Here is a 12,735-nt window from a genome sequence, read left to right as displayed (position 1 = left end):
TTCGGATTATTATGAGAAGTGCTATAACTGTCTTGGCTACCCAAGTATCCTGGATGCTCTGTTTCAATTTCTCCATGGGCCTCTTTTTCTTCCTTAGCCTTCTCTAGAGCTGTTATCTGCTCTTCTGTTAAAATGCTGAGCTACTTTTGCTTCTAATGCCTTTAACCTCTTTTTGAAATTTTCAAGATTGTTTCTTTGCCACACTGATCTTATTCCACTTGCAGAGATGAGAATTCCTCTCTTCGTTTGCTGCTCTTTCTTGTCCATATGCTGGAAATTCTATTGCTATTTCAATTACTGCTTTTTCTATATCCTCCGATACTCTATTTGCATATAATGGCTTGCTTTTCGCTCTTCTCCTCCTGTTTCATACAGTTCTTTGAAGCGGTAAAATGTATCCCTTGAATATCCCATTACCTTACACGCCTGTGATACATTTCCTAATTGCTTTGCAAGTTCTAGCAATCCCAACTTTGGTTTTAGTATTTTTTCTTGTGTTGCCTGACACTCCTTTAAAATTTGTTCATATTTTTATCTTACTTTGTTTGCCTGTCAGATCAAGTCTAAACTATTACACATTATATAAGTTAAGCTAATTCCTAAAGAGCCAACAATTGCAATTATTGGCTCTTTAAGTGCATTTATAGTCAATCAACTTATGGTTAACACATCCTCTATTAAAAATTGTATGAATTCATTGCCATTCCAGTAATTCATAGAGATTTTACCCAAAATGGCTTTAACATTACCCTGCATGATAGCAGAGCCAAGGTGAGTATTTGCAGAGCGAAATGCAATAGCTCTTACCATAACATTATCATCAGTAATAAAACATTTTATGTGGTCAACTCCTATAACTTCAGGCTTTCTTATCTTTGCTCCTTGGATAATAAACCTTGGTTCAGGATTCCCAACTCCAAATGGTCCTAAACGTTGCAGTTGATTCCACAGAGATAAGTTTATTGCTTTAGCAGTTACTATGCCATCAGCTTTTAAAATTTTTTCATTTATAGAGTTTGAAAATCTTTCAGTAAAAAAATCATGTAAGTCATTTATTTTGTCTTCTGCAATTGAAAATCCTGCTGCCATATTATGGCCACCACCTTCAATAATTAAATTTGTAAACTTTGCGGAAAGGACTGCAGCACCAATGTCAACTCCCAAAATTGATCTACAGCTTGCTTTTCCTATTCCATTATTTAAAGATATTACTATTGTTGGTAAGTGAAATTGCTCCTTTAGCCTTGATGCAATTATACCGATTATCCCCTGGTGCCAATTGCTGCTTACCATTATGAAATTTACACCTAATTGGGCAAATTTTTCCGCTTGTGTTGTAGCTTCCAAAATAGCCTCATTTTCTAGCATTTTTCTTGCATTATTCAAATCTATTAGTTTTAGCGCGATTGAATGCGCCTCTTCATCATCATCGGTGGAAAGCAACCTTGCACCGAGCGACGCTTCTCCAATTCTTCCTCCAGCATTTATGCATGGCCCAATACTAAACCCTAATCGTGAAACACTTGGTTTTTCAAGGATCCCCAAAGCATCAAATAAAACACGCAAGCCAACGTTTTTTCTTGCCGACATGACTTTTAGCCCTTGTAAAACAAAAGCCCTATTTAGGCCTGTGATCTGCATAACATCACAGACAGTTCCCAGGGCAACTAAATCGAGCAAATCAAATAAATCTGGTTCTTTTTTGTTGGTAAAAAATCCTTGCTCACGTAGGCTTTTATTAAGAGCAACAATTAGCAGAAATGACACTCCAACTGCTGCTAGGTTATTATAAGGAGAGCTCTCATCAAGGCGGTTTGGATTCACAACTGCTACGGCGCTTGGTAGTTTTTCTGTCCCAAGATGATGATCGACAACTATAATATCAAGACCAAAAGCCTTTGCATCTTCTATCGGTTGATATGCAAGCGTACCACAATCAACGGAAATACATAAATCGATCCCGTTTTTTTTAAGTTGTAATAAAGCATCTGTGTTTAATCCATAGCCCTCATCAACACGATCTGGAATGTAGATTATAGAGTGTATATCGATTGCTCTCAGGTACCTGTTAATCAATGCTGACGATGTTGCACCATCAACATCATAGTCACCAAATATTGCGATGTTTTCATTATTTTTTATTGCCCGTATTATACGAGAAACAGCTTTATCCATATCAAGAAGATGAAAGGGATCTGGTAATAGCGATCTGATTAGTGGATATAAGAAGTCGCTCGCATTTTCTATGTTAACACCACGAGTAACTAATATTCTTGCTAATATTTCTGGTAACTCAAATCTCTGTATAAGAGTTAAGATTTCCCTTTGATCTGCTTCTTGTAACTTCCACAATGCATTTATTATGCTGCGTTTTTCAATATCAAGTAGCATATTTTTTGTAAATAAAACTACTTTACCAGAATTTTTAAGCTTGTTCTATAATTGTATTAGACTTCTGCATAACCTAAACTAAGCAGAAAAAAGATACAAGGCCAGTACACTTGACAATAATGTTGACATCAACATTATTGTCCAGCATTGCTTTTGTGACTTCAATTTTCCCTTCCTCTTTACCGATTTTTTTACCTTTTTCAGTAGCAAGATCAAGTCTGTATTCAAGAATGGCTTCTTCTTTCCGTAGATCCATTATTCTTTCTTCGTAAGCTACTAAATCTTTTTCGTTCCAACGAAACTTGTCTAATTCATCATATGCTAGCTTTATTATTGGCGCTTTTTCTGCTATCTCTTTTAAGTCCTCTTCTGTTGTTTCTTCTGCGTATTGTTGTCTAAGTGAAGAAGGTCGCCCCTCCTCACTCGACTTCAAAACCTTACTATTACCCACAAATATGAACGTTTGTTGCATAGCTCTTAATGGTATAACTTTTGCTTGAAATAACTGTTTATATGGTGCAATTTACAGCTTTTAGTTGCTAAAATTATAACTCTTAATTTAATAATTTTAATCTAATAATCTTTCAAGTTAATAAAATTAAATTATTTGAGTAAATACAATACCATGTCTTTATTTGTGGGTAATAGTAAGCTTCAAAACCGTACGTGAGACTTTGCGCCTCATACGGCTTCTCTCTAATTTGACCTTGCCCAGAAAAAGTAGAGAGGAAGTTAAGACGTTTTTGTCATGAAAATGATGCATCAAATTGTTCAGGGATGCAATAGTTAATAGTAGAATGACGTCGTTGTTTATTATAAAAAATTTCAATGTATTCAAATATGGCAGTTCTAGCTTGTTGAGCAGAGTGTTGTGAAGGATCAATAAGTAGCTCTCTTTTGAGTGAGCTGAAAAAGCTTTCTGCAGGTGAGTTATCATAACAACAACCCTTATGACTCATGCTAGAGATAATATTTTTTTTATTTAATAAGAATTGGTAATTTTTAGAAGTATATTGTGACCCTTGATCACTATGAAACAGTAGATCTTTGGAGGGTTTGCGTTTATTAACAGCCATAAATAAAGCATCTATAATTAATTGTTTATCCATTGAACTACTCATTAACTACCATACGTGAATATAAGTCAATTATTGCTGCCAAATATAGCCAGCCTTCTTTGGTTTTTATATAAGTAATATCAGTTACCCATACCTTATTGGGCTGGTCCGTAGTAAAATTTTGATCCAGGATATTTGGAGCTATAATCCTACTGTCTGTTTGCTGTTTTTTAGTTTTGAATCTTCTTCTAAGCTTAGCTTGAATGCCATTTTTTTGCATTACATCTTGCACTGTTTTGATGTTATAATTTTTGCCTAAAGCTTTTAGTTCAGCATGGATTTTAGGAGCTCCGTACCTGCATTGTGATGCTTGATATATTTTTTGAATATCTGCTAGAAGCTCCTCTCTTGCTAATTCTTTATTACTTTTCTCCTGAGCAACCCATTTATAATAACCACAAGCAGATACATTTAAAAACCTACATAACTCCTGTATTTTATAGCTGCTTCTATGCTCTTTTATAAAAGAATATTTTACTCTTTTTGGCTGGCAAAATATCCCAGGGCTTTTTTTAAAATGTCTCTTTCCCTAGTTATTCTTGCTAACTCTTTCTTCAAGTCAAACCTTTCTTTGTCATAAGGAGCTAACTTTCCTTTGCCTGGAAATGCATCTACTCCGGACATTTTTTCATTATATTTTCTTACCCATCTGCTTAATAAATCTCCACTCATACCTAAATCTCTTGCTATTTTTGCTGACGGTTGACCTGTTTCTCTTACTAGTTTTATTGCTTCCAATTTAAACTCTATTGTATATTCCCTTCTGTTTCCCATATTACACCTCTTTGAAAAAACGTTCTATTTTACTTCAAAAACGTCTTAACTTCCTCTCTACTTTTTCTGGGTAAGGTCAATTTGGTGCTTGTCATGCACACCTCCTGTGTAATTCATCGTGACAATGCCCATGTAACAAAGATAAATTTTTGATCATATTGTTTCGTCTATTCCGGTCTTTATGATGTGTAATAGTTTAGACTTGATCTGACAGGCGTGAATTAACTGACAGAAGAATTGACAAAGTCAAAACCAAAATCAGCATCCTGTTTAATGCTATCAATATTTTTCTGATAAGCAATATGCATACTATCAAAAAAGGTTTGCATAGGATAGCAATATTTACCTGAATGCGGTCTAGATCTATTGTAAGAATGCACCCAATGGTCTACATCTAACTGAAGTTCTGCCAAAGAGGTGTAAATTTTCTTTCTAAAGATAATATTGATCTTGCATAGTTCTGTGGAACCTTTCACATATGCCATTAGTCTGTGGAGAACGAGCTTTGGTTCGAGAATGATCAATATTTTCTACCCCCAAATACAGCTGGTAAGCGTGATTTTCCGGTCTGCCACAATACTCTGTACCACGATCCGTCAAAACGCGTAGTAATGATACTTTCTGTTCATCAAAAAACGGTATTACCCTATCATTAAGAAGATCTGCACCTGTGATAGCAGTCCTTTCTGTGTAAAGCTTAGCAAAAGCAACTCTAGAATAGGTATAATGCACCCCATAAATTAGACCAAAAAAAAATGGTTAATCCGAGTAAAAAGGGAAAAGAATGGAGTGTAGTATGAGAACAAAAAAGCAGAGTTAAAAGCAAAGATAGCTTTGGAAGCAATAAAAAATCAAAAAAGCACAGCAGAGATATGTAGTAATACCATCAACAAATTTATATGATTGGCGTGATAGAGTATTAGCAAGATTAAAAGACCTATTTATAGAAGAAAGTGAGAGTATAAGAAAACAAAGGATATTAGGACAAGAAATAGAAAATTTGCATAAAGTTATAGGGGAATTGACGGTTGAAAATAATTACTTGAAAAAAAAATTACTGAAATAAACAAAAAAGATAGGATAAAACTTATAGAAAAAGACTCTGATCTATCAATAAGAAAACAAGCTAATTTATTGAGGATTTGCAGGTCTAGCTTATATTATAGTCCTATAATTAATGATGAAAGTGAGATAGCAAATTTAATTCAAGAAATATATTTGGCTTCAGACTGCCATTATGGATATCGAAAAATTACTGCTGAAATTATAGCAAATGGAATAGTAATCAACCATAAGAAGGTTTTGAGAATAATGAAAAAGATGGGAATTACTGGGTTATATTGTAGAAAAAAACATAACACTAGCATTAAAGATAAAAAACATAAAATATATCCTTATTTACTTGAAGGTTTGATTGTTTGTAGAGCTAACCAGGTGTGGGCCACTGATATAACGTACATTATGCTTGAAGGTAAGTTTGTCTATTTTGTAGCAATAATGGACTTGTATAGTCGCTATATTATTGCTCATTCATTATCACCATATCTTGATGCTGGATTTTGCATTCATACTCTCAAAGAAGCTCTAAAACAAGGTAAACCTGAGATTTTCAACAGTGATCAAGGTGTGCAATTTACAAGCTATAATTTCATTATGGAGTTAGAGCGTGCTAATATAAAAATCAGCATGGATCATAAAGGACGCTGCTTTGATAATATATTTATTGAACGCTTATGGAGAACTTTAAAACAAGAAGCCATATATTACTATAGACCAAACAGTATCAGAGATTTGGATGTTGTAATAAAGGATTTTGTTGGTTGGTATAACTATAGAAGGCGACATCAGTCTTTACATTATAAAACTCCTGCTGATCTCTATTATCATAGACAATGAATGAATATGTGCTTTAAATGTGTGTGGACGCACATATTCATTATTTTTTTTAGATTAGAACTTCTTTACAAAAAAATCGGATTACTTTGAAAAAAATGGTCTAGACAAATGGGTGCACTATAGGTGAACGCAAGTGAAGTTTCATAAGTATCGTAATTACGAAAGAGCTAAAGATGCTGACAAGCTCTGACCAAAAGGTAATGTGACATTTTTCATTTCTGGATGTACGCAAATCACCGGTATAGAGAAGCCACCTAACCCACTGTTGTATGATAGAAGGAACAGGGTAAGCCTGTATTTCGCCTATATGGCAAGCAAACCGCAAGGAATGCTGATGAAGGTGCAGGTAAAGGATAATGGAGAAAGCGAATGCCAGTTTGTAATGAAATGGATAGACATTAATTCGCGTGAAAACGAGCAGACTTCCATTTGGTCCTTCGTGACAAGAAACTTTGTCAACCACTTAAGGTAGGAAAGCAGATGATTACAAGTAAAACTGTAAGTGCACTTACCAACAACTCCGAAGCATGGAACCAGTTATCCTGGAAGAAATGCCAAAAAGTTGTTATGAGGCTACAGAGGCGTATTGTTAAGGCTGTCCAACAAGGAAGATGGGGTAAGGTGAAAACTTTACAACATCTTCTCACACGCTCTTTTAGCGGCAAAGCCTTGGCTGTTAAGAGAGTAACTGAAAACCAAGGAAAAACCACAGCAGGTGTAGATCGTCAACTATGGTCAACTTGCAATGCTAAATTTCAAGGAATAAAGCTGTTAAAACAAAGAGGATATAAACCTTCTCCGCTCAAACGAATTTATATCAGTAAATCTAATGGCAAAAGAAGGTATCCGTTCAGGGGTGTGGTTTAAGAAACAATAGATAGGAGATTGTGAAAGGGATTATAGTGCACCCATTTGTCTAGACCATTTTTTTCAAAGTAATCCGATTTTTTTGTAAAGAAGTTCTAATCTAAAAAAAATAATGAATATGTGCGTCCACACACATTTAAAGCACATATTCATTCATTGTCTATGATAATAGAGATCAGCAGGAGTTTTATAATGTAAAGACTGATGTCGCCTTCTATAGACCCCAGTTATGGATTAACCAACGAAGTAAAGCTGAGAAATACAGGGCTTTTTCGATTGCATTGAATAAGAAATGAGGGTAGAAAAAATATGTACCAAGAAATTTACTGTGGATCTATGCCGAGTGTGCTCAAGTTCAAATTTGTTTTTTAGGCAGCCAAAAACCGTTTCAACAATCGATCTTTTCCCTAGTAAAATCTTCTCTTTCAGCGAAATCAGTGCATTTTTCATACCTTTTTTCACTTTAGTGACGAGTTTTAGACCTCTATCGAATAGTTTCTCAAAGAGCTCTTTCTTTATATAGCCCTTATCTCCAAACAAAAGTCCAGTTAGTTTTTTGGTTAGAGTTGGTACAGGTTTTCTGTCATCGACGTTACCTCTGGTTAGCGTAACACCTTGAATTTCACCTATTTCATTGATTACTACATGTAATTTAAAACCAAAAAACCAGCCGTAAGTATTCTTTCCTAACTCTGCTAATCCTTTGAAAACCTTATTTCTTGAGATTCTTTTTCGATGGCATACTGCTATTGAAGTAGAATCTATGTAGGAAATCCCGGTCATTTTTGCTTGTTCACAAAACCATTGCAAAAGTAATGCTAAATACCACAAAACTCGCGGCTTTAAGGCAATAAATCTGTGATATGAAGGCAGCTTTGAAAACTCTGATCTATAGAATAACTGAAGATAACAAAGATAAAAAGCCTTGAAGTTTTTACATGGTGATTTATGGTATAATAGGATTATGGTTAGAATTTCTGAGTGCGCTATTTCTGGTACTCTGGTTGGTTTTTTGCCGTTTGATAAGAACCTATTTGCAAAATTATCATCTACCGCACGACAAAAATCCTCGACGCAACAGTACAGTTCTGTAATATCTTTCTTCATGGGTAACCTCTTATTATTACTAAAATACTCGAGTTTACCCTGTTTCCCTCTTCTTAGTTATACTTTTATCTATTTTCTAATCCATAACTGAGGTCTATAGTTATACCAACCAACAAAATCCTTTATTACAACATCCAAATCTCTGATACTGTTTGGTCTATAGTAATATATGGCTTCTTGTTTTAAAGTTCTCCATAAGCGTTCAATAAATATATTATCAAAGCAGCGTCCTTTATGATCCATGCTGATTTTTATATTAGCACGCTCTAACTCCATAATGAAATTATAGCTTGTAAATTGCACACCTTGATCACTGTTGAAAATCTCAGGTTTACCTTGTTTTAGAGCTTCTTTGAGAGTATGAATGCAAAATCCAGCATCAAGATATGGTGATAATGAATGAGCAATAATATAGCGACTATACAAGTCCATTATTGCTACAAAATAGACAAACTTACCTTCAAGCATAATGTACGTTATATCAGTGGCCCACACCTGGTTAGCTCTACAAACAATCAAACCTTCAAGTAAATAAGGATATATTTTATGTTTTTTATCTTTAATGCTAGTGTTATGTTTTTTTCTACAATATAACCCAGTAATTCCCATCTTTTTCATTATTCTCAAAACCTTCTTATGGTTGATTACTATTCCATTTGCTATAATTTCAGCAGTAATTTTTCGATATCCATAATGGCAGTCTGAAGCCAAATATATTTCTTGAATTAAATTTGCTATCTCACTTTCATCATTAATTATAGGACTATAATATAAGCTAGACCTGCAAATCCTCAATAAATTAGCTTGTTTTCTTATTGATAGATCAGAGTCTTTTTCTATAAGTTTTATCCTATCTTTTTTGTTTATTTCAGTAATTTTTTTTTCAAGTAATTATTTTCAACCGTCAATTCCCCTATAACTTTATGCAAATTTTCTATTTCTTGTCCTAATATCCTTTGTTTTCTTATACTCTCACTTTCTTCTATAAATAGGTCTTTTAATCTTGCTAATACTCTATCACGCCAATCATATAAATTTGTTGATGGTATTACTACATATCTCTGCTGTGCTTTTTTGATTTTTTATTGCTTCCAAAGCTATCTTTGCTTTTAACTCTGCTTTTTTGTTCTCATACTACACTCCATTCTTTTCCCTTTTTACTCGGATTAACCATTTTTTTTTGGTCTAATTTATGGGGTGCATTATACCTTTTTTCTGCTTAGTTTAGGTTATGCAAGAAGTCTAGTGCATGAACTGGTCCTTTTGAATTTTAGCGCTGTCTGCACGAACGTCTAGTTTAGGGGTAAGATAGGAGAAAAATTAGGGCCCGCAAATTAATCCAAACACATAAGTGTAGTGTTACCACCGAAGGCTGTAGTGTTAACACTTACAACTTTTTCTGTAGAAAAACGCTGTAAATAATGAGGACCACCAGCTTTTGGCCCAGTGCCAGATAGTCCTCTACCACCAAATGGTTGTATCCCAACTGCTGCACCTATCTGGTTACGGTTGATGTAGACATTTCCAACTGATATTTTTTTACTTATAGTGTCAATTTGACTTTGTATACGACTCTGCAAAGAAAACGTAAGCCCATATCCAGTACTATTTATATCACTTATAACTTCATTTAATTGTGACTTGTTAAAACGTATGATATGCAAAATAGGACCAAATACTTCTTGCTTTAATTGCGAAATTTTTTGTATCTCATAAATATATGGAGGAAAGAAATAACCATTATGAGAATTTGTATCCATGGGTACCTTAAATAACAGATTTGAATCTTCGTCCTCTGACATTTTTTGCGTATGTTGAGTTAGCATATCGATAGATGCTTTGTCAATTATTGGACCAATATCAGTACTAAGCTGTATTGGATCACCAATCTTGAGTTCTTGCGCTGCACCACATATCATTTTTATCTGTTCTTCTGCTATATCTTCTTGAATAAATAGCACTCTAAGCGCAGAACAGCGTTGGCCGGCGCTGCGAAACGCAGAAAGCACAACATCTGTAGTCACTTGCTCTAAGAGAGCAGAACTATCAACAATCATAGCATTTAATCCGCCAGTTTCAGCGATAAGTGGCACAATAGGACCATCCCTGCTAGCAAGCATTCTATTAATTATTTGAGCAGTTTGTGTTGAGCCAGTAAAAGCTACTCCGGCAATTCTATTGTCTGGAACTAATATTTTGCCTAAATATCCACCATCCCCAGGAATGAGGTGTAACACATTTTTTGGTATCCCAGCTTCGTGTAGTATCTTAACAGCTTCATAGGCAATAATCGGCGTTTGCTCTGCCGGTTTTGCAAGCACCGTGTTACCTGCTGCAAGTGCAGCTGAAACCTGTCCAATGAAGATAGCGAGCGGAAAATTCCACGGTGATATGCATAAGAAAACTCCTCTGCCTTCAAAAAAGATGAAGTTATCTTCACCTGTTGGACCTGGCAATTTTTTCCAGTCATTCAGTTCATTTTTTGCTATCGTTGCATAATAGCGCAAAAAGTCGATTGCCTCTCTTACTTCTGCTATTGCATCGGATAAAATTTTTCCTGCTTCCACAATCATAATGTAAATTAACTCCTTCATCCTTTCCTCAAGCAAATCTGCAGCTTTTTCAATGCATTTAGCGCGCTCTTCTGCTGAAACATTTTGCCACTTAGTAAAAGCACTATGTGCTATTTCAAGAGCGTTTAAAGCCTGATCGCTTGTTGCACTTGACACTTCCCCAATTACATTTTCTAAATGTGCAGGATTCACCACTTCAGTAAATTTGGCATCATCAAAAAGTGACTGTCCGTCAATTATTGGTCCAACTTGCCATTTTTTTTTACTGAAACCCTTTATATCATCTGCAAATTGTGAGACTATCACAGAATCACTAATATCCATTCCCAAAGAATTTTTTCTTTCTGGTCCAAAAATATCTTGTGGTAACGGAATGCCTGGATGAGGTTCATACTCCAAGCTTTTAGCTTTTTCTGATGGATCTGAAACTAACTCTTCAATTTCAACATTAGGATCATTTATTTGATTAACAAACGAACTATTAGCTCCATTTTCAAGAAGGCGTCTTATAAGATAAGGCAATAAGTCACTATGTTCTCCAACGGGTGCGTAGACACGACAGCTAACATTTGTTGCAAGCTCTGACATTGCATAATCATATAAGTCTTTTGCCATTCCATGTAAGCGTTGAAATTCAAATCCAGGGTGGTTTTTATCAGCAAGTTCCATGATAGAAGCAAAAGTATAGGCGTTATGAGTTCCAAAGCATGGGTAAAAGCTGTTTGGTTTACTCAAAAGTTTCTGTGCGCACGCGAGGTAAGATACGTCAGTATAGCTTTTTCTTGTAAATACTGAATAGTCATTTAATCCCAATTCTTGCGTACGCTTGATTTCTGAATCCCAATATGCACCTTTTACAAGTCTGACCATAATTTTATGATTTGATCGAATAGCAACATCCTCTACAAAGTCAAGAACAGACAAAGCACGTTTTTGATATGCTTGTACAGCCAAGCCAAGCTCCACCCACTCAGAAAGTGATTCATCAAGCCGTAATTGTTTAAACAAGATTAAGGACATTTCAAGCCTTTCTGTTTCTTCTGCGTCTATGCATAGTGAAATGTTGTATTTTTTTGCCTCGCGGCAGAGCTCTAAAACCTTAGTGAATATCTCACCAGCAATTCGGTCAAATTGACCAAATTCATAACGTGGATGCAAAGCAGAAAGTTTAATTGAAATTCCATGGGATTTAAAACAATCATTTATTTCAGTGGATTCACCTATAGCTTTTATTGAATGCATATATGAATTAAAATACTCTTCTGCATCCTCAGTTGTGTGAGCAGCTTCGCCAAGCATATCAAAAGAGTATAAAAACTTACTATTGTCATCTAGTTTTGCGTACCTTAAAGCTTCTTCTATGGTTTCTCCAACAACAAAATGATTACCAAGCATAGACATTGCTTGTTTTACTGCTTTGCGAATAATCGGTTCTCCTAAATTCTTAAGTAACTTAGAAATTGCGTAATAGAACTTCGAATCGCCTTCATTATCTCTCAATATACTGCTACCTATCATCAAGCTCCATGTGGAAGCATTGACAAACAACGAAGAAGAGTGCCCTAAATATTTATTCCATTCCTGATTGGCAATTTTATCTTTGATTATTTCGTCTATTGTATAATCATCTGGTATTCTAAGTAGCGATTCAGCAAGACACATCAATGCTATTCCTTCATCATTGGAAAGCGAGTATTGCTGCATAAAGGAATCTACAATACTTAATTTATTGTGTTTGATTTTTTCAATAACTTGTTTTGCAATATTATAAATTCTACTTTTTGAATCAGCTGAAAGCTCTGTTTTTTCTACAAGATAACGTATATAACTCTTTTCATCAGTACGATAAAATCCTTGTAAACGTTTTCTGAGTTCATTAGGTTCTTGTATAGAGCTTATCATATATAATTATCTCCAAAAAATACTCCGACACCATATGTATGGTGAAATTATATCATAACTTTGCGCAGAGCAAATTGTTATTTATAAAGGGACCAGGGCTGGCTAAA

At 34.9% G+C, this 12,735-nt stretch carries 4 protein-coding genes and 6 pseudogenes; 2 read left to right on the top strand and 8 right to left on the bottom strand.

What is annotated here, in order from left to right:
• Nucleotides 1–23: 23 nt before the first annotated feature.
• The 5 genes and pseudogenes from NBW39_RS00915 to NBW39_RS00885 all read right to left on the bottom strand — a co-directional run.
• Nucleotides 24–519 (bottom strand): annotated as a pseudogene (locus tag NBW39_RS00915) (helix-turn-helix domain-containing protein); the annotation flags it as partial.
• Nucleotides 520–651: 132 nt separating this feature from the next.
• The gene (recJ, locus tag NBW39_RS00910; protein WP_250295346.1) at nt 652–2,391 is read right to left on the bottom strand and encodes a single-stranded-DNA-specific exonuclease RecJ; all 1,740 of its coding nucleotides are present in this window, start codon (nt 2,389–2,391) and stop codon (nt 652–654) included.
• A gap of 73 nt (nt 2,392–2,464) precedes the next feature.
• Nucleotides 2,465–2,782: pseudogene (locus NBW39_RS00905) on the bottom strand (Rpn family recombination-promoting nuclease/putative transposase); the annotation flags it as partial.
• 355 nt (nt 2,783–3,137) lie between these two features.
• Nucleotides 3,138–4,283 (bottom strand): annotated as a pseudogene (locus tag NBW39_RS09135) (IS3 family transposase).
• A gap of 221 nt (nt 4,284–4,504) precedes the next feature.
• Nucleotides 4,505–5,006, bottom strand: a pseudogene (locus NBW39_RS00885) (integrase core domain-containing protein); the annotation flags it as partial.
• A 105-nt stretch (nt 5,007–5,111) separates the two neighbouring features.
• On the opposite strand from NBW39_RS00885, the pseudogene NBW39_RS00880 reads away from it, so the two are divergent.
• Both NBW39_RS00880 and NBW39_RS00875 read left to right on the top strand, forming a co-directional pair.
• A pseudogene (locus NBW39_RS00880) lies at nt 5,112–6,179 on the top strand (IS3 family transposase).
• A gap of 480 nt (nt 6,180–6,659) precedes the next feature.
• On the top strand, nt 6,660–7,046 hold the full coding sequence (locus NBW39_RS00875) for a reverse transcriptase N-terminal domain-containing protein (RefSeq protein WP_250295345.1): 387 nt from the start codon (nt 6,660–6,662) through the stop codon (nt 7,044–7,046).
• A gap of 234 nt (nt 7,047–7,280) precedes the next feature.
• Here the strand turns inward: NBW39_RS00875 and NBW39_RS00870 are convergent, their stop codons facing one another.
• The 3 genes and pseudogenes from NBW39_RS00870 to putA form a co-directional block, all read right to left on the bottom strand.
• A complete protein-coding gene (locus NBW39_RS00870) occupies nt 7,281–8,153 on the bottom strand; it encodes an IS982 family transposase (protein ID WP_250294632.1) in 873 nt (290 codons plus the stop codon).
• A gap of 69 nt (nt 8,154–8,222) precedes the next feature.
• Nucleotides 8,223–9,254: pseudogene (locus NBW39_RS00865) on the bottom strand (IS3 family transposase).
• Nucleotides 9,255–9,487: 233 nt separating this feature from the next.
• A complete protein-coding gene (gene putA, locus NBW39_RS00860; protein WP_250295344.1) occupies nt 9,488–12,628 on the bottom strand; it encodes a bifunctional proline dehydrogenase/L-glutamate gamma-semialdehyde dehydrogenase PutA in 3,141 nt (1,046 codons plus the stop codon).
• Nucleotides 12,629–12,735 lie beyond the last annotated feature (107 nt).

Origin of the sequence: Wolbachia endosymbiont of Oedothorax gibbosus (assembly GCF_936270435.1) — a bacterium.
Taxonomy (GTDB): Bacteria; Pseudomonadota; Alphaproteobacteria; order Rickettsiales; family Anaplasmataceae; genus Wolbachia.
This window is presented reverse-complemented; position numbering and strand designations above follow the sequence as displayed.

Excerpts from the sequence above, each read along its gene's own strand:
- NBW39_RS00870 (WP_250294632.1), bottom strand. The coding sequence starts at position 8,153 with ATGAAGAAAGATATTACAGAACTGTACTGTTGCGTCGAGGATTTTTGT.
- NBW39_RS00875 (WP_250295345.1), top strand. The coding sequence starts at position 6,660 with ATGATTACAAGTAAAACTGTAAGTGCACTTACCAACAACTCCGAAGCA.
- recJ (WP_250295346.1), bottom strand. The coding sequence starts at position 2,391 with ATGCTACTTGATATTGAAAAACGCAGCATAATAAATGCATTGTGGAAG.
- putA (WP_250295344.1), bottom strand. The coding sequence starts at position 12,628 with ATGATAAGCTCTATACAAGAACCTAATGAACTCAGAAAACGTTTACAA.